The sequence below is a fragment of the Deltaproteobacteria bacterium GWC2_55_46 genome (assembly GCA_001595385.3).
In the GTDB taxonomy this organism is placed as follows: Bacteria; Desulfobacterota; GWC2-55-46; order GWC2-55-46; family GWC2-55-46; genus UBA5799.
Genome location: LVEI03000001.1, coordinates 539,868 through 563,490, shown reverse-complemented (window position 1 = coordinate 563,490; position 23,623 = coordinate 539,868). Strand labels below are relative to the sequence as shown.

Here is a 23,623-nt window from a genome sequence, read left to right as displayed (position 1 = left end):
TCCATCTGCTTTGTTGTCTTCGTCGCTCGTCACTGCGACGTACATGAAGAGTACGACTCGTTCCTCGCTCCTCGACGCCTCGCATATGGAGCTTTTTGAGCAGCCTGAAAATATTTTGAGTCAGCAATCCGTTCGGGAGGGGCTTTCAATCGGGAGCCCCTCCCGGATTTCGGCTTTCAAGCCGCTTTCTAAAAAATTCCCGGCATAAGGGGCCTCACCAATGTCCTTAGTCCAGAAGACCAGATTAGAAAGCGGCATAGCCGTGATCACCGAAGAGATGCCCGATGTGGAATCATCCTCCATCGGCATTTGGGTGAATACAGGCTCAAGGTTTGAAACCCGAGAGATCAACGGCGTTTCGCATTTCATAGAACATCTCCTTTTTAAAGGCACCGATAAAAGGACGGCCCTCGACATCTCAATGGAAATAGAGAGCGTCGGAGGCGTCCTTAACGCCTTCACCGGCAGGGAATACACCTGCTTCTTCGCCAAGATACTCAATAAAGACCTGCCAAAGGCCATTGACCTCCTCTCGGACATCTTCATCAATTCGAAGTTCGACAGGAAGGAGATGGACAAGGAGCGCCTCGTCGTCCTCCAGGAGATAAAGATGGTCGAGGACACGCCAGACGACATCATCCACGATATCTTCGCGGAAAGGTTCTGGGAAGGGCACCCGCTCGGCTGGTCGATACTCGGTCCGTCAAAGACGATAAAGTCGATGGAGAGGGCGAGCGTGCTCAAGTACTTTAAAGAGCAGTACGCCCCGCACAACGTCTTCATCACAGCCGCCGGAGGGCTTAGCCACAGAAGCGTCGTGAAGCTCCTTAAGCCAGCCATCGGCGCCATAAAGAAAGGCGGGTCGCCTTCGCAGCTCCTGACCCCAGTGGCGGAGCCGGGCGTCAAGCTCATAAAAAAAGAGCTTGAGCAGGTCCATATGTGCATGGGCGTGCCGGTCCCCCCGCAGTCGCACCCGGACAAGTACAAGATATACCTCATGAACACCATACTTGGCGCAGGGATGAGCTCGCGGCTTTTCCAGGAGATCAGGGAGAAGAGGGGGCTTGCCTATTCGGTATATACCTACGTCAACCTCTGCAAGGACGCAGGCTCGCTCATAGCCTACGCGGGCACCTCTGACGACAAGTTCGGAGAGGTCTCCGGCCTGATATTGAAGGAGTTCGAGAGGCTCTCCAAAGACATGACCGCAGTAGAGCTTAAAAACGCCAAGGAACAGCTCAAGGGCGGGATGCTCCTCGGCCTTGAAACGAGCGACAACAGGATGATGAAGCTCGCCAGAGACGAGATATACTTCGGCAGGTACGTGCCCGTTAAGGAGATCGTCAAAGAGATAGACAAGGTCACCCTCGCGGAGATGAAAAAGGCCGCCTCCGAGTTTCTTTCTCCCGATAGAATAACCATGGTCGCCATGGGCAAGGTGAACAACAGACGCCTGCCTTCGCCGCTCAAGGCCATGGTTTAGCGGGTTGGATAAGACTTTCTGTGGGAAACTTTCTGCAGAAAATTTCCCACAGACCCCTTTCAAAGACTTTTAGTTCCCGATCAAAGTTCTTAACCCACCTGCCAGGCCATGGGGCTTGAACCGAGAGGCAGGATATGTTATTAGATCATAAGCGGATTTGGATATGAGGATACTTGTAGTAGAGGATGAGAAGAAGGTAGCGGCGTTCATCAAGCGCGGGCTTGAGCAGGAGAGCTACGCCGTCGATGTCGTTGAGGACGGCGTCGAAGGGCAGAGCTTCGCCGAGATGAACGACTATGACGCCATAATCCTCGATATCATGCTCCCGAAGAAGAACGGCCTCGATGTCCTAAAGGATATAAAGGCGGCCGGGGTGAAGGCACCTGTGCTTCTTCTTACCGCGCGTGATACGGTCCAGGACAGGGTAAAGGGCTTGAACGTAGGCGCTGACGACTACCTTACAAAGCCCTTTGCTTTCGAAGAGCTTCTGGCAAGGCTCCGCGTGCTCATGAGAAGGGGCGGGTACGGCTCTCCCATATTGAGGTTCGCCGACCTGAGCCTCGACCCTTCCACCCGCAGGGCCAAGAGGGGCGGGATGGACGTCGAGCTTACGGTTAAGGAGTACGCCCTCCTTGAGTACCTGCTCCGGAACCCTAACCGGGTGCTCACGAGGACCCTCATAGCCGAGCATGTCTGGGACCAGTCGTTCGACAGCGAGACCAACGTCGTCGATGTCTATATCAACCACTTGAGGACCAAGATAGACAAGGACTTCTCGAAAAAGCTCATCCACACCATAAGGGGCGTGGGATACGTCCTTAAGGACGAATAGGCCCTCTTTAAAGCCTCCTGGCCCCGCCCTTCTCTTTTTGATATTTCCCCGAATAGTAGTATAATGATTTGAAGGACTTCCGGGCTTTCGGAGGCCCTTTTACTATCCTATGATCTCAAACATCGTAAAAAACGAGCTTAAGAGGATCGCGGGGGAGAGGAGCGTCTCTTTTTCGAAAGAGGAGCTTCTCTGTTACTCCTATGACGCTACAAATACGCTCCATCTGCCGGAAGCGGTAGTATTTCCCACAGGCCCTGAAGAGATTTCTCTCATACTCAAGATGGCCAACTCAGAAGGCTTTCCTGTCATCCCCAGGGGCGCGGGCACGGGTTTTTCCGGCGGGAGCCTCCCTGTAGAGGGCGGCGTTGTCATCTCCTTCGAGCGGATGAAGCGGATAATCGAGGTCGATACGGAAAACCTCATCGCCGTCGCAGAGCCCGGGGTGGTCACATGGGATCTGCAGCAGGAGGTCGAAAGGCATGGTCTTTTCTATCCTCCAGACCCGTCGAGCCTCAAGGTCTCGACCATAGGGGGGAATATCGCCGAGTGCGCCGGGGGCCCGAGGGCCGTTAAATACGGGGTCACAAGGGACTACATCCTCGGCCTTGAGGTAGTGCTCCCTACAGGTGAGATAGTAAATACAGGCGTGAGGACGGCAAAGGGTGTAGTCGGCTACGACCTTACGAGGCTTATGGTCGGTTCGGAGGGGACCCTCGGCATAGTGACCAAGGCTATTTTAAGGCTTCTGCCGCTGCCTGAGGCTACGAAGACCATGCTCGCCCTCTTTGGCGACATGAAAAAGGCCGCGGCTGCCACATCGGCCATCATAAGGGGAAAGGTCATCCCTTCCACCCTTGAGATAATGGACAGGGTCTCCTTGAGGTGCGTTGAGGAATATTCGAAGGCAGGGCTGCCTGACGTTGAAGCGCTGCTGCTCATAGAGGTCGACGGCCCGAAGGGGTCTGTAGAGAAGGAGGCCGAGGCCGTGCGCGCGATCTGCCTGGAGTATGGCGCAACGGATTTCAGGGCGGCGGCCGATAAGCATGAGGTAAAGGAGCTATGGAAGGCGAGGCGGGCGATATCTGCCTCGCTCTACAGGGTCAAGCCGAATAAGATAAATGAGGATATCGTGGTGCCTCGGTCCAGGATACCAGAGCTTGTCGAAGGGCTCAAGGGCATATCGAAAGACCGGGGGGTGCTTATCGCGAGCTTCGGCCACGCCGGGGACGGCAATATCCACGTGAACGTGATGTACGACAAAAAAGACCCGGTCGAAGCCGCAAGCGCCCTGGACGCGGTCACAGACGTATTCAGGCTGACTGTCGGCCTTGGCGGGACCATCTCAGGCGAGCACGGGGTCGGCACCGCCAAGTCCAGGTATATCGGGATGGAGCTTACGCCTGTCGCGATAGATGCCATGAAAAAGATAAAGGCGGCCCTTGACCCCAGGGGTATCCTTAACCCCGGCAAGATATTCCCGAAGGCCGTTGAAGCGGAGCCAGAAACGAGCAAAGCCGGGTTTTTGAGATGAAGACGTTAGAGCTACTTGAGGACGCGATAGATAAATGCGTGCGCTGCGGCACATGCAGGGCCACTTGCCCCACGACAAAGGTGCTGGATAAAGAGACCGCTTCCCCGCGCGGAAGGGTGTCGCTCGTCCAGGCGTACTCGAAGGGCGAGTTCGGCCTCACGGATGTATATCTCAAGCACCTTAAGGAGTGCACCCTGTGCGGTGCTTGTCGTTCGAACTGTCCCAACGGGGTGGACACGATCGCCATATTCACCGCGGCAAGGGCCGACGCGATAGACAAGCAGGGGGTCCCGCTGGCCGCTTCCCTGATATTCAGGAACCTTAAAGAGCCCGGCGGGCTCCTGGGATTAGGGTTCAAGCTTGCCGGCAGGCTGCAGGGCCTTCTTTTTAAAGAGTCTTCAGCAGGTACCGGGCTCGTATCAAGGTTTTCGCTCCCGCTCGTGGGAGACGGCAGGCTTGTCCCCCCGCTTGCCGATACTTTTTTCCTCGACCTTCCGGATGTCAAGGCCCTGTCAGGTGAAGATAGAACAGGCAGGCCCATGGTGGCATTCTACTCTGGCTGCGGCATAAACTACATGATGCCTGACCTTGGCGTCAAATCGCTTGATGTAATACGGCGGGCCGGGGCGGACGCGTTCGTGCCACAGGGGCAGGTCTGCTGCGGGATGCCGGCATATGCGATGGGGGATATAAAGGCCGCTTCCGAGATGGCGTTAAAGAACCTCGAGGTGTTGGAGTCCGCCGAGTGCGATTTCATAGCCACCTCATGCGCCACATGCGGACATGGACTGAAGCACGTCATGAAAGAGCTGCTTTCGGACAGGCCTGAATTAAAAGAGCGCCTTGATAAGGTATCGGCCAAGGTAAGGGATATCTCGGAGCTGCTGATAAACGACCTCGGCTTTAAAAACACGGGTGGCGGCAACGGGCCCAAGAGGATAGTGACCTACCACGACCCATGCCATCTTGGCAGGGCGCAGGGCCTGAGGGAAGAGCCGAGACAGGTCATCCAGATGGGCGGGGCCGCGTTGAAAGAGATGAAGAACCCTTGTCTGTGCTGCGGACTCGGAGGCGGCCTCATGTACTCCAACTACGAGCTGTCGATGGAGATAGCCCGGAAAAAGGCCGAGAACGTAAAAAACTCCGGCGCTGAAATAGTCACGACAGCCTGCCCCGGATGCATGGTCCAGCTTAGGGATGGACTCCACAGGTTCGGCGTCAAAGCGAAAGTCGCGCATGTGATCGAGCTTCTGTAGGGCACAGCTCTGCTGACAAAAACTCTGGAGGATGGTCCATTAAATGACATATTTTGTTTTCTGCGTCCACAACCACCAGCCTGTAGGAAACTTCGACAGCGTTATTGAAGAGGCTTACCAGGCCTCCTACTGGCCGTTCCTCAAGGCCGTTGCAAGGCATCCCTCCATAAAATTATCTCTTCATAACTCGGGGTTTCTCCTTGACTGGATCGCCGAAAGGCACCCGGAGTATATAGATCTCGCGCGCCAGATGGTATCGACAGGGCAGGTCGAGATCGTTGGCGGCGGCTATTACGAGCCTGTGCTTTCTGTCATCCCTGAAGAGGACCGGGTAGGGCAGGTAACGATGCTCTCGGACAGGCTCGAGGAGCTTTTCGGCAAGAGGCCGAGGGGGATATGGCTCGCGGAGAGGGTCTGGGAGCCGACGCATCCGAGCATCATAAGGAAGGCCGGGCTTGAGTACCTGGTGGTCGACGATTTTCATTTCGTGAAGGCCGGCTTGAGGAAGGACGAGCTTGGAGGATATTATACGACCGAGGACCAGGGGAACCTCATAAAGATATTCCCCGGGAACGAAACGCTCAGGTATCTTATACCTTTTAAGAGCGTGGATAATTTCGAGCAGTACATGTCCGGGATAAAGAACGGCTTTTTCACGCGCGGCAATGCCGCCATCTACGGCGACGACGGCGAGAAGTTCGGGGTGTGGCCAGGGACCCATAAATGGGTCTTCGATGACGGCTGGCTGGAAAGTTTTTTTGAGGCCATTGAGAGGAACCTCGACTGGATTAAGCCGGCGACCCTTGGCGAATACCTCGACCATGAAGAGCCCGTGGGACATACCTATCTGCCGAATACGTCGTACATGGAGATGGGCGAGTGGTCGCTTCCTGCCGAGGCCTCGCGCAAATACATGCAGCTCATCGAAGAGATAGCCGAATGGGGGGACAAGGGCGACAGCGTCAAGAGGTTTCTGCAGGGGGGCACGTGGAGGAACTTCCTTGCCAAGTACCCTGAGGCGAACTGGATACATAAACGGATGCTCATGGTAAGCCGTGAGCTTAAAGCCCGCGCTGCCGGCAAAAAAGACGGTTCGCAGGCAAAGGGCGAGAGGCACCTTTACCAGGCCCAGTGCAACGATGCTTACTGGCATGGCGTTTTCGGCGGCCTGTACCTGCCTCACCTGAGGACCGCCGTCTACGAGAACCTTATACTCGCGGAGAATATCGCCAACGATGGCGTAAGGTTTGAGGGTGACGCGCCGCATATAACGTCATCTGACATGGACGCGGACAACCACGAGGAAGTGGCCGTGAGGTCAAGGGACTTGAATATCTTCTTGAGCCCCTTTAACGGCGGCTCGGTCTTTGAGCTGGACTACAAGCCAAAGGGAGTAAACCTGCAGAACACCCTTACCAGGTACCTGGAGGGCTATCACTACAAGCTCGAGCGTTCGGCAGAGGCGCAAAACCACTCTGGCGCGAAGTCCATCCACGATATCGTGAAGGTCAAGGAGGAAGGGCTCGAGCGCTATCTTAAATATGACAGGCACCGCCGGGCCTCTTTCATAGACCACTTCTTCGGTGAAGACCTTACCCTGGATACCTTTTACGCGCAGAGCTTCCGCGAGGAGGGCGACTTCGCGTTCAGGAAGTACGCATGCGAGCTTACGAATGTCAGCGCCGTCATGCGGAGGACCGCCGCAGCGTTGGGGCGCAAGCATTCCATGGAGAAGGTAATAGCTACGGCCGGGCGCAACGCCTTCACGGTAGGCTACGAGATAAGGCGAGGCAAGGGGGCCGGAATGGAAGGCTACTTCGGGGTGGAATTGAACCTCATCCTGCCGTGCTGTGACGGTCCCGCAAGCCAGTACAGGAGCGCCTCGGCGGATATAGAGGGAAGCGGCGGCATGGGCCTCGGGAGCACGGGTGTCGCCAGCGGTGTAACCGATATAAAGCTCGTGGATACGTGGAAGGGGATCGGGGCCACGATAGAGCTCGACAGGCCCGCGCTCCTATGGAGGCACCCTGTCCACACCGTATCCCTTTCCGAAGGCGGTTTCGAGAAGATATACCAGGGCTCCTGCCTCCTGTTCCTCTTCCCCTCAGATGCCTGGCACGGCCCGTTCAGGGTTTCTTTCAGGCTCAGTGTCGAAGGTCTTTCCGCATAGACCTCGCGCCATGTACTATGGTAAAAGGTAATCCCCGGCTTGGGGACTGACCACAACCCTGGAGGAGGCCGATGTCCGCAGTCACTTTCGATGAAAAGATCAAACAGATAAAACTCGTCATATTCGACGTCGACGGAGTTCTCACCGACGGAAGGATAATATTCGACGCCGCAGGGGTCGAGACAAAGTGCTTCGACGTAAAGGACGGTCACGGGATAAAGCTCCTTATCCGATCGGGTATACAGGGCGCCATAATAACCGCGAGGGAGTCCGAGGTCGTCTTAAGGCGCGCCAAGGACCTTGGGATAGACCTTGTTTACCAGGGCATAAAGGACAAGAGGCTGGCCCTTGACGATATAGTGGCTAAAAGCGCCATCCCGCTCTCTGAGATGGCGTACATGGGCGATGACATAATAGATATCCCGGTACTTAAAAGGGTCGGCTTCTCGGCAACTGTGGCCGATGGCGTGGAAGAGGTCAGGGGGATGGTCGACTATGTCGCACGTAGACCGGGCGGGAGAGGGGCCGCCAGAGAGCTTGTAGAGCTGATACTAAAGGCCCAGGGCAAGTGGGACGAGGTCATGAGGACGTACCTCGTTTAATGGGGGTAAAATGCCTTTACAGCACTATTTGCCGATGGTATAATTTTTGCTATACTCATGGCAGGAATGTAATCCGCAGTTGTAACTATTTGAAATAATTGGTTTTTATGGGCATGTGATGCCTACTCATGAAACGTAAGATAAGGGTATCCCTTTCAGCCTTCATAATACTCTCGATCGTCGGCCTGGCTCTTCTGGTCTTTATACATTATAAGACCATGGAGCTTCCCCGGGCTGAGTTCAAGGAAGATGAAAAGGTCCAGGTAAAGATAGACAGGATACGTTATTCGGGCACGAAAGATGGCAGGGTGGAATGGGAGCTGGAGGCAGACTCGGCCCGGAGGTCCAGGGAAGAGGACCTTACATCCTTCGATAATGTAAAGGTCACGTTCTTTTCAAAGGACGGCACGCCTTATACCCTCTCTGCCCTGCATGGCAGCTTCAGGGAGAACGCCGGGGATATAGAGGTCTCCGGAGATGTGCTTGTACGCTCGCCCAAAGATGATTACAGCTTAAAGACTGGAAGCCTCAGGTACGCGATAAATACCAAGCAGATGAGCACCGCTGACCGGGTTTTTATTACTTCGGACCGCCTGGACGCTCAAGGGGACGGCCTCACAGCCAGGATAGATTCCGGGGAGTTCCGGCTCCTCCGTAATGTAAAGGCGGTCTTCAAAGGCTCTGCCGTCAGGTGAAACCGATGAATGTAAGCAAAAGTCATGTACTGCCGCTCATCTTCGCGGCGTTCCTTATCCCCGCCTCCGTTGACGCCGCAAAGGCCGGGTCAGAAGACACACCCAGAAAACCCGTTACAGTCACATCAGATATGATGGAAGCGAATACCGGTGAGAACAAGGTCGTCTTCAAGGGCAACGTCGAGGCCGTAGAGGACTTCACTCTTTGTTCCGATGAGCTTAATATCATATATGACGAGAACAAGGACGTAAGCCGGATAGAGGCAACCGGCAACGTGAGGATATTCCAGGACCAGAAGACCTCCACCTCCGGCAGGGCGGTATATAATAGAAAGGACAGGGTCATAGTCCTTACGGAGAGCCCGCAGGTGAAGCAGTGCTCCGATATCGTCAAGGGGGAGAGGATTACCGTCTACCTCGACAAGGATAACGCCCTGGTCGAAAGCGGCGACGGGGGCAGGGTAAAGGCCGTGATAATGCCGAACAAGGACTGCCCGGAAAACAAGGCGCCGGAGAGGCCGATTGGTGAACAAGCAGCTCGCTGTAAAGGGACTCGTTAAGTCCTTCAAGAAAAGGAAGGTCGTCGACGGCGTAAGCCTTGATGTAGAGCCGGGCGAGATAGTCGGTCTCCTCGGCCCTAATGGCGCCGGAAAGACGACGACCTTCTACATGACCGTCGGGCTCATAAGCCCGGACGAGGGAAGCATATCTGTCGGTGAGATGGATATAACGTCCATGCCCATGTACCAGAGGGCCCGCCTCGGCATAAGCTATCTGCCGCAGGAGCCCTCGGTCTTCAGGAAACTGACGGTCGAGGAGAACGTCCGCAGTATCATAGAATATTTGGACTTGCCGGCTGCTGAGGCCGAATCGCGCCTTAAAACGCTTCTTGAGGAACTCGGGGTGCTGCACCTGGCGAAGACGAAGGCGTACGCCCTTTCCGGGGGAGAGAGGCGGAGGGTCGAGATAGCGAGGGCGCTTGTCAACTCTCCCGCGTTCCTGCTACTTGACGAGCCCTTCTCCGGTATAGACCCCATCGCGGTAGGGGACATACAGGACATAATGCTGGAGCTTAAGAAAAAGGGGATCGGCATACTGGTCACCGACCATAACGTGGGCGCGACCCTCGGGATCTGCGACCGTGCCTATATAATAGGCTCAGGGAAGCTCCTTAAGGCCGGCACACCCACAGAGATACTCGATTCAAGGCGCGTCCGCGAGGTGTACCTTGGGGACAGGTTCAGGCTTTAGCAGTGGAAGTATTTAAAACCGTCGCGTAGAGGCTTTCAATAGCATGGCTTACGAACTCAAGCAGGAACTAAAGCTCACTCAGAACCTGGTGATGACCCCCCAGCTGCAGCTGGCGATAAAGCTGCTGCAGCTGTCGAGACTCGATCTCGTCGAGATGGTGAGGGAAGAGGTGCAGACCAACCCCGTTCTCGAAGACCTTTCAGGCCCTGACATCGAAGCTGGCGGACAGGAAGCGCCGCAGGAGGCGCCGCAGAAGCCCGAGGTGGACTGGGAGAGCTATATACAGGAGCAGAGCGACTATAGATCAGGCGGGATAGATTTCAGCGTCAGGGAAGAGGAAGACGACTTCATGTCGAACATATCCTCGCCCGGCGGCAGCCTCTCCGAGCACATATCATGGCAGCTTAAGATGTACGGCTTGCCGGAGGAAGATCTCGCGTTAGGCGAGTTCATAATAGGCAATATAGACGAGGACGGGTATCTGCGCGTTTTGGACAGGGGCGAGATGGGGGATGCCGAATATGAGGCCGCCTCCATCTCCGATATAGCCAGGTGCACCGGCGCGTCTCCTGAAGACATATCCCGCGTGCTTGGCATCATCCAGCAGTTCGACCCGCTCGGGGCGGGCTCTCGCACCTTGAGGGAATGCCTTCTTATACAGGCCAGGAGCCTCCCTGTGCGCGACACCGTCGTGGAGGAGGTGATAGAAGCCCACCTCGACAAGCTCGCAAACAGGAACTTCAAGGCCATAGCCAAGGCTGTCGGCGTTAGCCCTGAAGAGGTCCTCGATGCCGCGAGGATAATAAACAAGAGCCTCAACCCGACCCCCGGCGCTGGATTCGGCGGTGAAGAGGCCAGGGCCATCGTGCCTGACATATACATACACAAGGTCGGGGACGAGTATCTCATATCCCTTAACGAAGACGGGATGCCGAAGCTCAAGATAAGCCAGTATTACAGGCAGATCCTCAAGTCAGGCGGGACGGCCGGCGACCAGGCCAAGGGCTATATACAGGACAAGCTCCGGAGCGCAGTCTGGCTCATAAAGAGCGTCCACCAGAGGCAGCGGACGATCTACAGGGTCGTTGAATGCATCGTAAAATTCCAGATGGAGTTCCTCGAAAAGGGCTTAAAGTACCTTAAGCCGCTCGTCTTGAAGGACGTTGCTACCGAGATAGGCGTGCACGAGTCTACGGTGAGCCGCGTGACCTCGAACAAGTACGTCCAGACCCCGAGGGGGATATTCGAGCTCAAGTACTTCTTCTCCACCGGCATGACCGGCGATGGAGGCACGGAGGTGGCGGTCGAGTACATAAAGGAGAAGGTCAGGAAGATAATAGAGTCCGAGGACTCGAAGCACCCGTTAAGCGACAAGCAGATAGCCGAGATCCTGAAAGAGTCCGGCATAGTGGTCGCCAGAAGGACCGCGACCAAGTACAGGGAAGCCATCGGGTTCCAGTCCTCGAGCAGGAGAAAAGTCTATTTTTGAGGCCCGCAGCGCCCAATATTGTGGCGCTCTGCCTCATGCTTTATGATGTTGACTTTTTCCCCCTTAAAGCTTAAAAAGATAGGGTTCCGGATTCCAGAAAGATGGCCTGAAACACTATTCAAGCTGGCATATTCTTTTATTACATATGGAGGTCATGATACATGCAGAAGAGCGTCACATTCAGGCATATGGAATCTTCCGAGGCCCTGAAAAAATATGCGGAGGATAAATCCGATCGGCTCTCCAAGTACCTCTTTGAGCCGATAGAGATACATTGGGTGCTTTCGGTGGAGAGGATCAGGCACATAGCCGACGCCACCGTTAACGCCAACGGCACGACCTTCAAGTCGCAGTTCGATACTCAGGACATGTACTCTGCCATCGACATGGTCATCGACAAGATCGAGGGGCAGGCGATGAAGCACAAGGAAAAGCTCAAGACGCACAAGCCCCACAACGGCGAGCCCGCCTCGATCAGGTACACTGTCCCGGAGGGAGAGGCCGCAGCCGGAGCGGTCGAGAGGCCGAGGATCGTCAAAAAGGAGAACCAGTTCGTAAAGCCCATGTCGGTAGAGGAGGCTTCCATGCAGATGGATATCATAGGCAAGGACTTTCTGGTCTTTACCGACTCCGCTACAGGGAATATAAGCGTAATCTACAGGCTAAAGGACGGAGATTACGGCCTGATAGAGACGACGAGATAACAGGCCTGCCGTAATCCTCTTATTTTCTTTGCTGGTTTTTGAAGGCCCGGGCCAGACCCGGGCCTTCGGCCATCCCCCCGTTGACTGGTGAAATCTTATGAGACTTGCGGATGTCCTTAGGGAAGAGTACATCATAACAGACCTTGAGGCGCGGGAGAAAAAAGAGCTCCTGAACGAGATGGTCTCCGTTATCATGGTCATAGAGACCGAGCTTGACAGGGACTCAGTCCTGAGGGCCCTTCTCGAGAGGGAAAGGCTTGGGACCACCGGCATAGGCCACGGCGTGGCGATACCGCATGGCAGGGTCAAGGGCTTGAGGGACCTTAAAGTGTTTTTCGGAAGGAGCAGGAAGGGAGTGAACTTCGACTCCATGGACAAGCTGCCTGTTCATCTCTTCTTCCTCATCATGGCGCCGGAGAATTCCGCCTCGGCGCACCTTAAGGTGCTCGCGAGCATCTCTCAACTGCTCAAGAACCAGGAGTTCAGGACCAGGCTCCTTACCGCCGACACGAGATCAGAGATATACAGGGCCATCGTCGAGGCTGAGATAAGGGGCAGCGTTCTGTAAGCGGAAAAGGAGAGCTATGGGCGTACCTGTAAAAGAGCTTATAAACGGAGAGCAGGCCGAAAGGTTCAGCCTCCGGATCATCGCGGGGGAAAAGGGTTTTGCCAGGGAGGTGACTACCTCCAGGATACAGAAACCCGGGCTCCTCCTGACCGGCCTTCTCGAAGAGCTTCATTCGGACAGGCTCCAGATATTCGGCGCAGCTGAGATAAACTACCTCAAGCGCCTCGAAGAGGACGAGCTTGAGGCCATCCTCAAGGTCTTTAAGCCCGAGCTTCCCGCCATAATCGTCACGAGGGACCTCGAACCCCCGGCGTTCCTGGTAGACCTTTGCATGAACAGGAATATCCCGCTCTTCAGGACCCCGCATACCTCCTCGGTGCTCATAGAGCTGGTGACGAAGTACCTTGAGGAGAGGCTGGCCCCTTCGACCACGCTTCACGGAGTGCTCGTGGACGTACTTGGCGTCGGGGTCCTTATCATCGGCAAGAGCGGCATCGGCAAGAGCGAGTGCGCCCTTGACCTGGTCGCCCGCGGGTACAGGCTGGTCTCCGACGACGTAGTGATAGTAAAGCGCATGCCCCCCTCGATCCTCTTCGGGACAAGCTCAGAGCTTATAAAGTACCACATGGAGATAAGGGGCCTCGGCATACTGAATATAAAAGACCTGTACGGCATAACAGCCATCAGGGAAAGAAAGCAGATGGACATCGTCGTCGAGCTGGTCAAATGGGAGAGCGAGACCGAATACGACAGGCTCGGGTTCGAGGAGAACACATTCAATATCCTTGGTGTCGAGCTTCCATACCTTAAGGTCCCGGTAAGCCCGGGCAGGAGTGTCGCGACGATAGTAGAGGTGGCGGCGAGGAACCAGATACTCAAGATAATGGGGCATCATCCGGCGAAGGCCCTTGAGCGCGAACTCGACAACGCCATGAAGGGGTTCAAGCATTGAGCGGTATAAGGCTTGTTGTCTTAAGCGGACCGTCCGGGTCGGGCAAGAGCACGGCCATAAAGGCGCTCGAGGACCTTGGGTACTACTGCGTCGACAATATGCCGGTGGCCCTGCTTCCCAGGTTCATGGAGCTTCTGGCCCGCTCAGGCGAGATAGCCAGGGTCGCCGCCGTCATAGACGTAAGGGAGCGCGAATTCCTGAAGGACGTAACGCCGGTATTTTCCGAGCTTAAGGCGGCTGGCTGCCTCCTTGAGGTCATGTACCTGGAGGCCTCCGACGAGGTCCTGGCAAGGAGGTTCAGCGAGACCCGCAGAAGGCACCCGCTCGCCGCTGAGGAGAGCCCGCTTGAGGGGATAACCAGGGAGAGGGACCTCCTGAAGGAGATCAAGGCCCACGCCGACAGGGTCTTTGACACCACGGAGTTCAACGTCCATGAGCTACGAGACCTCGTAAAGGAGATATACTCCGGGCCGCTTGCGAGGGAGAAGATGGCGCTGAACCTCATCTCCTTCGGCTACCGCTACGGGGTGCCGACCGACGCGGATATCATCATGGACGTCCGTTTTCTCCCAAACCCGTATTTCGTCAGCTCTTTGCAGCGCCTCGACGGCCTCGATAAAAGCGTAAGCGAGTATATACTTTCCAGGGACGAGGCAAGGGAGTTCATCCTGCGGTTCAGTGAGTTCCTTGGCTATCTCGTCCCGCTTTACTGGAAAGAGGGGAAGTCATATCTGACTGTAGCCATAGGCTGCACCGGCGGCAGGCACAGGTCTGTGGCTATCGTAGAGGCCCTGTCCGAGGGGCTCGGCTCTGAGATGGTCCTGGTGCGGAAAAGGCACAGGGACATAAACAAATAAAAACAGCGACGCAGGTGACGAGATGATAGGATCCGTGATAATCACGCATGGCAGGCTTGCCGAGGCCCTCCTGGAAGCGGCTGAATCCATAAGCGGCAGGATAGAAGGCGTAAGGACGCTTTCCATTTCGCAGTCGGATACGGCCGGAGGCATACGGGACGTGCTGACAGCGGCCGTAAAGGAAGTCGACAGCGGAAGCGGGGTGGTGCTCTTTACCGATATGTTCGGCGGCACTCCAACGAACATATCGCTTTCTACCTTCGAGGCCGGAAGGGTAGAGGTCATAACGGGCGTCAACCTCCCGATGGTGCTTAAATACGTGAGCCACAGGTCGGAGAAGAGCCTTGAGGAGCTTACCATTCTTCTCAAGGACTATGGGCAGAAAGCGATAGTCCTCGCCGGAGAGATGCTCAGAGAGAAGAAATAGCGGCGTAATCTCATGCAATTTGTTAAAATATGATTTTGAGCTAAACCATTGAAGGACCAGGACCCATGCTCAAACTTGTAAGGGTAGACGACAGGCTGCTGCACGGGCAGATAATATGCTCATGGGTCCCGTTTATCGGGGCCGAAGCCCTTGTTGTAGCCTCTGACGAGGCTGCCGGGGACCGCCTGGTCGCCGAAATAATAGCCGCGTGCGGCAATAAGGAACTCCGTGTGCACGTGTTGACCCTTAAGGACGCCGTCAGTTTTGTAAACAAGGGCTCATCCGAAAGCATCATGCTCGTCGTCGGGGAACTGACGGACGCCATGAGGCTCTACGAGGAAGGGATGAGGTTCAGCGCCCTTAACCTCGGCAACGTTCACCACGATGACGGCAGGAAGATCACTCCCTCGATAATAGTCAACGCGGAGGACGAGGAGATAATGGCGCGCTTCGAGGATCTCGGGGTCGCAATCGAAATACGTGACGTGCCCAGGAGCGCCCCTGTCGCGTACAGGAAAAACGGCTAAAGGGGCTTGACAGGCGCTGGTCTTTTAAATCTATTGGAAGGCGAAGGAGCGGCAGGAGAAGATGGAGAGTGGACAGGGGCAGGGTCTCCGCCTTGAAAAGACTTTTACCATAAAGAACAAGCTCGGACTTCACGCGAGGGCGGCCTCGCTTTTCGTGCAGCTTGCCAACAGGTTCGATTCAGAGATACTGGTCCGCAGGAACGACCAGGAGGTGAACGGCAAGAGCATAATGGGCATACTGATACTCGCGGCCGCGCAGGGCGCCAGTATAACCCTTATGGTTGAAGGCGTTGATGCTCATGGCGCCATGAACGCCCTGGGCGAGCTTATAGACAACGGTTTTGGCGAGGATTGATGACTGACCCGAAAAAACAGGTCATATTGATGAAGGGCATAGGCGTGTCTTCCGGCATCGTCATCGGGAAGACCTATATCATTGAGCGCGGCAAGGTCGAGCCGGCCCAGTTCTGCTACCTTGACCCTTCCGAGACCGAGCGCGAGATAGAGCGGTTCAAGGCCGCCCTCAGGGCGTCCAGGGACCAGCTCATGCGGATAAAGCACCGGATGGAGCAGGACGGCAAGGGCAAGGAGCACATCCGCATAATCGACGCCCATCTCATGATCCTCAAGGACAACATGCTCATAAATGACACGGTCAAGGTCATAAGCGAGCAGAAGGTCAACGCCGAATGGGCCCTTAAGACCGTGCTCAAGGAGGTCATGGAGTACTTCGAGAAGATGGAAGACCCTTATCTCAAGGAGCGCGCGGTCGATATAGAGCACCTTGTGGACAGGGTGCTCCTTAACCTCATGGGGAAAAAGCACGAGTCGGTTGCCGCCATAAACGAGCCGGTCATCGTGGTAGCCCACGACCTCGCCCCGACGGACACGGCCCAGATGGTCAAGGGCACCGTGCTGGGCTTTCTGACCGACGTCGGCGGAAAGACCTCTCACACGGCCATCATGGCCAGGTCGTTGGAGATCCCGGCCGTAGTGGGCCTTGAGTCTATCACCCGCAAGGCGGAAAGCGGCGACACCATCATCGTGGACGGGACCACCGGGACCGTCATCATAAACCCGTCCGAGAGCGTGGTAGAGGTCTACAAGAGGAGGAGGGAGCGCTACGAGAACTACGGCAGGGCGCTTTTCCACTACAAGGACCTGCCCAGCGAGACGACCGACGGCAGAAGGGTCAGGCTCATGGGCAATATGGAGATAGTCGAGGAGATAGACGCGCTCCTTGAGCACGGGACCGAGGGCATAGGCCTGTACAGGACAGAGTTCCTTTACCTCAACAGGAAAGACCTCCCCACAGAGGACGAGCATGTCAAGGCCTACCGCCAGGTCGCCAGGAAGATGGCGCCGCACCCGGTGGTCATAAGGACCCTCGATATCGGCGGAGACAAGTTCCTTGCGGGTACCGAGGGGCCCAAGGAGGCGAACCCGGCGATGGGGCTTCGCGCGATAAGGTTCTGCCTCAAGAACATGGACATATTCAAGACCCAGCTCCGGGGGATCTTGAGGGCGAGCGCCCACGGTGACATAAAGGTGATGTTCCCGATGATATCCGGCATAGAGGAGATCCGGCGCTCGAAGCAGGTGCTCGAGGAGTGCAAAAGGGAGCTTAAGGCCGAGGGCAAGGCCTTCAACCACGATATAGAAGTGGGCGTGATGATAGAGGTGCCGTCAGCCGCCATGATAGCCGACCTCATCGTCAAGGAGGTGAAGTTCATCTCCATAGGGACGAACGACCTCCTGCAGTACTCGCTTGCTATAGACAGGGTCAACGAGCATGTGGCGTACCTCTATGAACCTTTCCACCCGGCTGTCCTCCGGATGATCAAGGGTGTGGCCGAGGCGGCGAACAAGGCAGGAGTGAGCGTGAGCGTGTGCGGGGAGATGGCCGGAGAGCCCGAGTACGCCCTTATACTTCTTGGCTTCGGGGTGGATCAGCTCTCGATGAACGCCTATTCGATCCTGAGGGTAAAAAGGCTTATACGGTCAATAAGCTTCGCCGAGGCCAGAAAGATATGCAAGAACATACTGGGCTTCGCTACGGCCAAGGACGTGGAAGGCTACATCAACATGAAGCTCCCCGGACTGTACAAGGAAGAGTTCTGGAGCTAAGCAGGCTTCAAATCAGTCGATCTGCGTCGTCGGCTTCAAAGCTTCTGCCACGGCCGCACAGTACGTCTGACCCTTTCCCCCTCGACGCCTCGCGCATGGAGTTTTCCAGGCAGTCCGCCTGCCATTACAACGTGGAAAATCAAATGGCTTTTTTGGTTGACAAACCTTTTGAAAGATTAAATAATAAGAAATTCTTTGCCTTATAATCGAAAAGGAGGCGAAACTAATGCCAAATAGGGAGTATCTTTTCACTTCGGAATCCGTTACCGAAGGACATCCGGATAAAGTAGCCGATCAGGTATCGGACGCCATACTCGATGCCCTGTTGAAGGAAGACCCGAAAAGCAGGGTCGCTTGCGAAACGCTTGTTACGACCGGGCTCGCCATGATAGCCGGCGAGATAACCACCACAGCCCGCATCGATTATCAGGACATAGTAAGGGAGACCATAAGGGACATCGGCTACACCGATGCCGCCATGGGCTTCGATTACAAGACCTGCGCGGTAATGGTCACCCTCGACAGGCAGTCGCCTGATATCGCCATGGGTGTCGACAGCTCTGAGGCGAAGGAGCAGGGCGCCGGCGACCAGGGGCTGATGTTCGGCTATGCCTGCGACCACACCGCCGAGCTCATGCCGATGCCGATAGCCCTCGCGCATAAGATAACCCAGAAGCTCGCCGAGGTGAGGAAGAAGGGGGTGCTCTCCTTCATAAGGCCAGACGGCAAGAGCCAGGTCACCATCAAATACGTAAACGGCAGGCCCGCCGCAGTAGACACGGTGGTCGTCTCGAGCCAACATTCCCCTGAAGTCACTCATGCCAAGCTCAAGGAAGGCATAATCGAGGAAGTCATAAAGAAGGTCGTCCCGGCGGAGCTTCTTACCTCCGAGACCAAATATTACATAAACCCGACCGGCAAGTTCGTCGTGGGCGGCCCGCACGGGGACTGCGGCCTTACAGGCAGGAAGATCATAGTCGATACCTACGGCGGCCATGGCAGCCACGGCGGCGGCGCCTTCTCTGGCAAGGATCCGTCAAAGGTCGACAGGTCCGCATCCTATCTCGCCAGGTACATAGCCAAGAACGTGGTGGCCGCCGGGCTTGCCACAGAGTGCGAAGTCCAGCTCGCGTACGCCATAGGTGTAGCGGACCCGGTCTCCATCATGGTCGACACCTTCGGCACCGAGAAGATACCGGTAGAGAAGATAGAGGATATCATAAAGGCGAACTTCCGCATGAAGCCCGCCGAGCTTATACTGGACCTTAAGCTCCTCCGGCCCATATACAGGAAGACCGCGGCATACGGCCACTTCGGCAGGACCGAGGAGGGCTTCAACTGGGAGCTCACCGACAAGGCCGAGGCGCTCCGCAAGGCCGCGGGCGTAGTCGCCTGAAAAACTGTTATTGATTTGAATGACTTTAGGGGCTTGTAGCCCCTAAAGTCATTCTTTTGTCAGGTCCCTTAAAAACACTTTTTTTGGAGGTAAGATGGATTTCCATGTGAAGAATATCGGGCTCAGCCAGGCAGGGAAGAAGAGGATCGAGTGGGCTGAGCTGGACATGCCAGTGCTCAGGAAGGTGAAGGAGAACTTCTCGAAGAAGAAGCCGCTCAAGGGCTCAAGGCTCGCGGCCTGCCTCCACGTCACAACAGAGACGGCCAACCTGATGATAACACTCAAGGCCGGCGGGGCGAACGTTGTTCTTTGCGCCTCCAACCCCCTGAGCACCCAGGACGACGTGGCCGCCTCTCTTGTAAAGGACTACGGCATACCGGTCTACGCCATAAAAGGCGAGGACAACAAGACCTATTATAAGCACCTGAACGCCGCGCTGGACACCAAGCCCAATATAACGATGGACGACGGCGCCGACCTCGTCTCGCTCCTCCATACCAGCAGGAAGGAGGCCGCCAAGAACATCCTCGGCTCAACCGAAGAGACCACTACCGGTGTCATAAGGCTTAAAAGCCTCGCGGCAAACAAGATATTGAAGTTCCCGGTCATAGCCGTGAACGACGCCTGCACGAAGCACTTCTTCGACAACCGCTACGGCACGGGCCAGTCTACGCTCGACGGGATACTTCGCGCCACCAACAGGCTCTTCGCCGGGTCTACCTTCGTCGTCTGCGGTTACGGCTGGTGCGGCAAGGGAGTGGCGATGAGGGCCAAGGGCATGGGCGCCAACGTCGTAGTAACCGAGATCGACCCCTTGAAGGCGCTCGAGGCCGTAATGGACGGCTTCAGGGTGATGCCGATAGCCGACGCCGCCAGGATCGGCGATATGTTCTGCACCGTGACCGGCAACCTGAACGTCATAAGGAAGGAGCACTTCCTCAAGATGAAGGACGGCGCGCTCGTGTGCAACTCGGGCCACTTTAACGTCGAGCTCGACCTCGCCGGCCTCAAGGCCGCGAGCAAGGGCAAAAGGATAGTAAGGGACTTCGTCGAGGAGTATACTCTTAAGAGCGGCAAGACGGTCTGCGTGCTCGGCGAAGGCAGGCTTATAAACCTGGCCTCGGCTGAGGGGCATCCGGCAAGCGTCATGGATATGAGCTTCGCCAACCAGGCGCTGGCCGCCGACTTCCTTGTAAAGAAGGGGAAGGGACTTTCCGCGGACGTCTACACGGTCCCTCAGGAGATAGACAAGGAGATAGCGCGCCTCAAGCTCTCTGCCCTTGGGATGAAGATAGACACCCTCACGAGCGAGCAGAAAAAGTACCTCGCCTCCTGGGAGATGGGCACATAGGCAAGGCAAGAGGAAACGGGCGGGAAGAGTTGTTTTTCCCGCCCGTTTTTACGTGCGCCCCTGAATTGTAAATTGCTTTACATAATCGTAAGTTGTGTTAAAATATCAACCTAAGGTTGATGGCTGACCTTAAGCCTGCCTGTGAAAGGTGGAAGCGGTATCCTTATGACTGGGGTATCTTTGCGGTGGCAGGAAGTTCTCTTTCTTTTCAAGCGTGCCTCATCCGCACAGGACGGCCCGGTCCAACCCTTCTCCAGGCAGCTTAGCCGCACTCCGGAAAATATCCCTGTAAACATCTGTAGACGGTCCCGTAACAGAGCTTTTCTCAGGTAGAACCTTTCATCCAGGCGGGCGCTGTAATGACTAAAACAGATTTGAAGTCAGAGCGTTTCAGAGAATTTCTGGCAGAGGCCGAAGACATCCTCAACTCCATGGGCAAGGGGCTCAATAAGCTGGGGAAGGGCGTTAAGGCCGGCATCATCGACCCCGCCGTCTTAAACGCCATATTCCGTTCGGCCCATACTCTCAAAGGCATGTGCGGCATCTTCGAGTTCAAGGAGCTTGCCTCGTTGAGCCACAGCCTCGAAGATACGCTCGACCTCCTGCGCCTTGGGAGGATCGCCCTCACCGACGAAGTTATCTATTGCATAATCAGCGCCCACGACCTCATGGTCAAGATCCTTACGGCCAAGGGCACAGGGGACTTCTCCCGTGAAATAGACGAGATTAAGTCTGCTCTGTCCAGGATACACGTCAAGAAACCCAAGCCAAGGGAGGAGTTCGCCAAGGAGCTTGTCTCGGTATTGACCGAGTACGAGGAGCACAGGCTGAGGGAATGCCTGCGCGAGGGGAAGAGCGTACTGATAGTGACCGTCCGGTTCCCTATCACAAACTTCGATAAGGGCTATATGGCGCTCACTGACCTGTTAAGGACCGAGGCAGAGGTGATAGCAACGCTGCCGTCCTCGAAGTCCAGCCACGAGCTTCTCTACTTTGATATTCTCATAGGCACCTGCCGCGACAGGTCGTTCATACTGGGGCTTATAAAAGACGCCGCCGAGGCCGAGATAAGGATGCTCGCGGAGCCTGCCCCGAAGTTAGAGCCCAGGGAGCCGGTCTTCGAAGTCATAAGGGGGACAGGGCAGCATCCCTCGAAAGGCGGGACGCTTCGAAGGGTCAGCAATACCGTGCGCGTCAACATCTCAAAGCTCGACTATATCATGAACCTCATAAGCGAGCTTGGCATGCTGAAATCGAGCATAGCCTCCTTGAGCGGAGAGCTCAAGGGAGACAGCGATTTTTCCGTCTACGGGCTTGAGCTCTCAAGGACCGAGAAGAACCTCGAAAGGAAGCTTTCAGAGCTTCGTGACAGCGTCCTGGACGTAAGGATGGTCCCCATAGGCCAGCTCTTCGGCCGGTTCGACACCTTCCTTGGGAAGCTTTCAAGGGAGGCTGGCAAGGAGATAAGGATAGTCACCCGCGGAGATGACACCGAGCTGGATAAGCTCATCGTCGAGGAGCTCGCCGACCCTCTCATGCACATAATAAGGAACGTTGTCGACCACGCCCTCGAGGCCCCTGCGGTGAGGGAGGCCCTCGGAAAGCCAAGGACTGGCACGATAATACTTTCCGCCTACCAGAAGGGGAACCATGTCGTCGTAGAGGTCAAGGACGACGGCACCGGCATAGACACCGAGCTTGTTAAGGAGAAGGCCGTCTCAAAAGGCCTTGTGACCCGCGAGTACGCTGACAGGCTCTCCCGGCTGGAGGCGCTCGATCTCATCTTTCTGCCCGGGTTCTCGACAAGGGATATCGTGAGCGAGACATCGGGCAGGGGTGTGGGGATGGACGTGGTGAAGGAGAACATAACCCGCCTTTCCGGGATAATAGATATTGAGACCGTAAAGGGCAAGGGCACGAGGTTTCTTCTTACCATACCGATAACCCTCGCTATCATCCAGGCGCTTATAATCGAAGAGTCGGGGAAGAGGTACGCGGTCCCCCTAAATTCGGTCCTTGAGATAGTCGAGTTGCGCTCCTCCTCGCTCGACGCGGTCCAGGCAAACGGGGAGATCAGCATAGAGGGCAGGATGATACCTGCCCTCAGGCTTTCAAGGTTTTTCAGCCACCAGCCTTCCGACAAGGAGGTCGGCTACGGCATTGTGGCAGGGCTTGCCGAGCACAGGCTCTGCCTCGTGGTAGACCACCTGGTAGAGGAGCTTGACGTTGTCATAAAGCCGCTTTCAAGGATGCTCAAGGTCCCTGGCATCGCCGGGGCTACCGATATGGGGGAGAAGGGCACCCTGCTCGTTTTGGATGTGACCGGCATACTCGATCAGGTCGTAAGGGAAAGGAAGCCGGGGCTGCAGCCCCGGCCCGCGATAGTATGAAAGGGCCATGGCTCAAGATAGCCGAGGAGGCGCCGCGCCAGGCCACCATCGCGCCCACAGAGGAGAACTACACCTCAAGCCTTGAGCACAAGAAAGGCTTCGAGGGTACTATTAACGTGATCTCCTTCTTCCTCGGCTTGCAGGAGTATGCCTTTGACGTTGCCGAGGCGGTGGAGGTGCTCCGGCCCAGGCAGGTCACGGAGGTGCCAAGGACCCCCGCTTACATCAAGGGCATACTATCCGTGAGGGGCGAGATGGTGCCTGTACTTGATCTTAAGACGAGGCTCGGCATCGGCACAGTCGAGTGCAGGCCGTCTTCCAGGATACTTATAGTGGCGGTCGACGACCTGAAGGCAGGTCTTCTTGTCGACAGGCTGGCAGGGGTAAAGGAATTCCCGGCGAGCTATCTAGAGCCTCCAGGAGACTCTGAGCATGCATTTTTTCTCAAGGGTATTATAAACGCCGGGGAAAGGACCATAAAGATCCTTGACGCGTTGGCCCTTGTCGAAGTCCAAGAGAGCGCATGAAGAAGGTCAGGTCCAGATATATACAGCCGGATTTCCAGTTTATCAGGTTCCGGTTAGGCAAGCATGAGTTTGGCATGGATGTAAGCCGCGTCAAGGAGATAGTGAGGCTCAAAGAGGTAGTGGCAGAAGGCGTGCCTGGTTTTCTCGAGGGGCGTGTAAAGGTCCGTTCCATGCTCATACCGGCCCTTGACCTGAGGAGAAGATTTTCGCTGCCGGTCGTTCAGTCGGAAAACGTAAGAATAATAGTGTGTTCTGTTGATTCGTTAATAATAGGTCTCATCGTAGACGAGGTCTCTGAGATCACCCTTGCGGCAAAAGAGGCGACCCTCAGGCCAGAGGCAAAGGGGGATGCATGGGACGGATGCGTAGAGGCCAGTGTCGATACCGACAGCGGCAAGGTGATTATACTTGATACAGCCAGGATCCTTACGGATGCTGAAAAAAGAGCGCTTGCCAGCCCTGTTACCCGGCAGGCATGAGGCAATTGG

23 protein-coding genes are annotated in these 23,623 nt (G+C 55.9%); all 23 read left to right on the top strand.

Annotated features, from left to right (window positions below):
* Window positions 1–220: 220 nt before the first annotated feature.
* The 23 genes from A2V21_302690 (at window position 221) to A2V21_302580 (ending at window position 23,614) form a co-directional block, all read left to right on the top strand.
* Window positions 221–1,483, top strand: a complete 1,263-nt coding sequence (locus tag A2V21_302690) for a zinc protease (GenBank protein OIJ73267.1) — start codon at window positions 221–223, stop codon at window positions 1,481–1,483.
* A 163-nt stretch (window positions 1,484–1,646) separates the two neighbouring features.
* Complete coding sequence (locus tag A2V21_302685; GenBank protein OIJ73266.1) at window positions 1,647–2,315, top strand: DNA-binding response regulator; 669 nt, start codon at window positions 1,647–1,649, stop codon at window positions 2,313–2,315.
* Window positions 2,316–2,424: 109 nt separating this feature from the next.
* On the top strand, window positions 2,425–3,846 hold the full coding sequence (locus A2V21_302680) for a glycolate oxidase subunit GlcD (protein ID OIJ73265.1): 1,422 nt from the start codon (window positions 2,425–2,427) through the stop codon (window positions 3,844–3,846).
* Window positions 3,843–5,102, top strand: a complete 1,260-nt coding sequence (locus tag A2V21_302675; protein ID OIJ73264.1) for a hypothetical protein — start codon at window positions 3,843–3,845, stop codon at window positions 5,100–5,102. Before A2V21_302680 ends, A2V21_302675 begins: the two co-directional genes overlap by 4 nt.
* 43 nt (window positions 5,103–5,145) lie before the next feature.
* The gene (locus A2V21_302670; protein ID OIJ73263.1) at window positions 5,146–7,272 is read left to right on the top strand and encodes a hypothetical protein; all 2,127 of its coding nucleotides are present in this window, start codon (window positions 5,146–5,148) and stop codon (window positions 7,270–7,272) included.
* A gap of 71 nt (window positions 7,273–7,343) precedes the next feature.
* Window positions 7,344–7,874 (top strand): phenylphosphate carboxylase subunit delta, encoded by a 531-nt coding sequence (locus tag A2V21_302665; protein OIJ73262.1) that lies wholly within the window; start codon window positions 7,344–7,346, stop codon window positions 7,872–7,874.
* Window positions 7,875–8,002: 128 nt separating this feature from the next.
* Window positions 8,003–8,569, top strand: coding sequence for an LPS export ABC transporter periplasmic protein LptC (locus tag A2V21_302660; protein ID OIJ73261.1), 567 nt, complete (start codon window positions 8,003–8,005; stop codon window positions 8,567–8,569).
* 5 nt (window positions 8,570–8,574) lie between these two features.
* The gene (locus A2V21_302655; GenBank protein OIJ73260.1) at window positions 8,575–9,129 is read left to right on the top strand and encodes a lipopolysaccharide transport periplasmic protein LptA; all 555 of its coding nucleotides are present in this window, start codon (window positions 8,575–8,577) and stop codon (window positions 9,127–9,129) included.
* Entirely contained in the window at window positions 9,095–9,820 is a 726-nt protein-coding gene (locus tag A2V21_302650) for an LPS export ABC transporter ATP-binding protein (GenBank protein ID OIJ73259.1), read from the top strand. The genes A2V21_302655 and A2V21_302650 overlap by 35 nt, the downstream gene beginning before the upstream one ends.
* A 43-nt stretch (window positions 9,821–9,863) precedes the next feature.
* Window positions 9,864–11,309, top strand: coding sequence for an RNA polymerase sigma-54 factor (locus A2V21_302645; protein OIJ73258.1), 1,446 nt, complete (start codon window positions 9,864–9,866; stop codon window positions 11,307–11,309).
* Between the two features lie 161 nt (window positions 11,310–11,470).
* Window positions 11,471–12,013 (top strand): ribosomal subunit interface protein, encoded by a 543-nt coding sequence (locus tag A2V21_302640; protein ID OIJ73257.1) that lies wholly within the window; start codon window positions 11,471–11,473, stop codon window positions 12,011–12,013.
* 97 nt (window positions 12,014–12,110) lie between these two features.
* Entirely contained in the window at window positions 12,111–12,581 is a 471-nt protein-coding gene (locus A2V21_302635; GenBank protein ID OIJ73256.1) for a PTS fructose transporter subunit IIA, read from the top strand.
* 16 nt (window positions 12,582–12,597) lie between these two features.
* Window positions 12,598–13,533, top strand: a complete 936-nt coding sequence (locus tag A2V21_302630; GenBank protein OIJ73255.1) for an HPr(Ser) kinase/phosphatase — start codon at window positions 12,598–12,600, stop codon at window positions 13,531–13,533.
* Window positions 13,534–13,538: 5 nt separating this feature from the next.
* Window positions 13,539–14,390, top strand: a complete 852-nt coding sequence (locus A2V21_302625; GenBank protein OIJ75020.1) for an RNase adaptor protein RapZ — start codon at window positions 13,539–13,541, stop codon at window positions 14,388–14,390.
* Window positions 14,391–14,412: 22 nt separating this feature from the next.
* Entirely contained in the window at window positions 14,413–14,817 is a 405-nt protein-coding gene (locus A2V21_302620) for a PTS sugar transporter (GenBank protein OIJ73254.1), read from the top strand.
* A 65-nt stretch (window positions 14,818–14,882) separates the two neighbouring features.
* On the top strand, window positions 14,883–15,344 hold the full coding sequence (locus A2V21_302615) for a hypothetical protein (GenBank protein ID OIJ73253.1): 462 nt from the start codon (window positions 14,883–14,885) through the stop codon (window positions 15,342–15,344).
* 61 nt (window positions 15,345–15,405) lie between these two features.
* On the top strand, window positions 15,406–15,699 hold the full coding sequence (locus A2V21_302610; protein OIJ73252.1) for a phosphocarrier protein HPr: 294 nt from the start codon (window positions 15,406–15,408) through the stop codon (window positions 15,697–15,699).
* Window positions 15,699–17,471, top strand: a complete 1,773-nt coding sequence (locus A2V21_302605; protein OIJ73251.1) for a phosphoenolpyruvate--protein phosphotransferase — start codon at window positions 15,699–15,701, stop codon at window positions 17,469–17,471. Before A2V21_302610 ends, A2V21_302605 begins: the two co-directional genes overlap by 1 nt.
* Window positions 17,472–17,697: 226 nt before the next feature.
* Window positions 17,698–18,867 carry a methionine adenosyltransferase gene (locus tag A2V21_302600; protein ID OIJ73250.1) on the top strand — a complete coding sequence of 390 codons (1,170 nt, stop codon included), beginning with the start codon at window positions 17,698–17,700 and terminating at the stop codon, window positions 18,865–18,867.
* A 94-nt stretch (window positions 18,868–18,961) separates the two neighbouring features.
* On the top strand, window positions 18,962–20,218 hold the full coding sequence (locus A2V21_302595; protein OIJ73249.1) for an adenosylhomocysteinase: 1,257 nt from the start codon (window positions 18,962–18,964) through the stop codon (window positions 20,216–20,218).
* Between the two features lie 359 nt (window positions 20,219–20,577).
* Window positions 20,578–22,608, top strand: coding sequence for a hypothetical protein (locus A2V21_302590; GenBank protein ID OIJ73248.1), 2,031 nt, complete (start codon window positions 20,578–20,580; stop codon window positions 22,606–22,608).
* Entirely contained in the window at window positions 22,605–23,135 is a 531-nt protein-coding gene (locus A2V21_302585) for a hypothetical protein (GenBank protein ID OIJ73247.1), read from the top strand. The genes A2V21_302590 and A2V21_302585 overlap by 4 nt, the downstream gene beginning before the upstream one ends.
* On the top strand, window positions 23,132–23,614 hold the full coding sequence (locus A2V21_302580; GenBank protein OIJ73246.1) for a hypothetical protein: 483 nt from the start codon (window positions 23,132–23,134) through the stop codon (window positions 23,612–23,614). The genes A2V21_302585 and A2V21_302580 overlap by 4 nt, the downstream gene beginning before the upstream one ends.
* Window positions 23,615–23,623 lie beyond the last annotated feature (9 nt).

Excerpts from the sequence above, each read along its gene's own strand:
- A2V21_302635 (OIJ73256.1), top strand. The coding sequence starts at position 12,111 with ATGAGACTTGCGGATGTCCTTAGGGAAGAGTACATCATAACAGACCTT.
- A2V21_302585 (OIJ73247.1), top strand. The coding sequence starts at position 22,605 with ATGAAAGGGCCATGGCTCAAGATAGCCGAGGAGGCGCCGCGCCAGGCC.
- A2V21_302645 (OIJ73258.1), top strand. The coding sequence starts at position 9,864 with ATGGCTTACGAACTCAAGCAGGAACTAAAGCTCACTCAGAACCTGGTG.
- A2V21_302675 (OIJ73264.1), top strand. The coding sequence starts at position 3,843 with ATGAAGACGTTAGAGCTACTTGAGGACGCGATAGATAAATGCGTGCGC.
- A2V21_302600 (OIJ73250.1), top strand. The coding sequence starts at position 17,698 with ATGCCAAATAGGGAGTATCTTTTCACTTCGGAATCCGTTACCGAAGGA.
- A2V21_302630 (OIJ73255.1), top strand. The coding sequence starts at position 12,598 with ATGGGCGTACCTGTAAAAGAGCTTATAAACGGAGAGCAGGCCGAAAGG.
- A2V21_302610 (OIJ73252.1), top strand. The coding sequence starts at position 15,406 with ATGGAGAGTGGACAGGGGCAGGGTCTCCGCCTTGAAAAGACTTTTACC.
- A2V21_302615 (OIJ73253.1), top strand. The coding sequence starts at position 14,883 with ATGCTCAAACTTGTAAGGGTAGACGACAGGCTGCTGCACGGGCAGATA.
- A2V21_302640 (OIJ73257.1), top strand. The coding sequence starts at position 11,471 with ATGCAGAAGAGCGTCACATTCAGGCATATGGAATCTTCCGAGGCCCTG.
- A2V21_302620 (OIJ73254.1), top strand. The coding sequence starts at position 14,413 with ATGATAGGATCCGTGATAATCACGCATGGCAGGCTTGCCGAGGCCCTC.
- A2V21_302595 (OIJ73249.1), top strand. The coding sequence starts at position 18,962 with ATGGATTTCCATGTGAAGAATATCGGGCTCAGCCAGGCAGGGAAGAAG.
- A2V21_302655 (OIJ73260.1), top strand. The coding sequence starts at position 8,575 with ATGAATGTAAGCAAAAGTCATGTACTGCCGCTCATCTTCGCGGCGTTC.
- A2V21_302605 (OIJ73251.1), top strand. The coding sequence starts at position 15,699 with ATGACTGACCCGAAAAAACAGGTCATATTGATGAAGGGCATAGGCGTG.
- A2V21_302680 (OIJ73265.1), top strand. The coding sequence starts at position 2,425 with ATGATCTCAAACATCGTAAAAAACGAGCTTAAGAGGATCGCGGGGGAG.
- A2V21_302580 (OIJ73246.1), top strand. The coding sequence starts at position 23,132 with ATGAAGAAGGTCAGGTCCAGATATATACAGCCGGATTTCCAGTTTATC.
- A2V21_302665 (OIJ73262.1), top strand. The coding sequence starts at position 7,344 with ATGTCCGCAGTCACTTTCGATGAAAAGATCAAACAGATAAAACTCGTC.
- A2V21_302670 (OIJ73263.1), top strand. The coding sequence starts at position 5,146 with ATGACATATTTTGTTTTCTGCGTCCACAACCACCAGCCTGTAGGAAAC.
- A2V21_302660 (OIJ73261.1), top strand. The coding sequence starts at position 8,003 with ATGAAACGTAAGATAAGGGTATCCCTTTCAGCCTTCATAATACTCTCG.
- A2V21_302590 (OIJ73248.1), top strand. The coding sequence starts at position 20,578 with ATGACTAAAACAGATTTGAAGTCAGAGCGTTTCAGAGAATTTCTGGCA.
- A2V21_302690 (OIJ73267.1), top strand. The coding sequence starts at position 221 with ATGTCCTTAGTCCAGAAGACCAGATTAGAAAGCGGCATAGCCGTGATC.
- A2V21_302685 (OIJ73266.1), top strand. The coding sequence starts at position 1,647 with ATGAGGATACTTGTAGTAGAGGATGAGAAGAAGGTAGCGGCGTTCATC.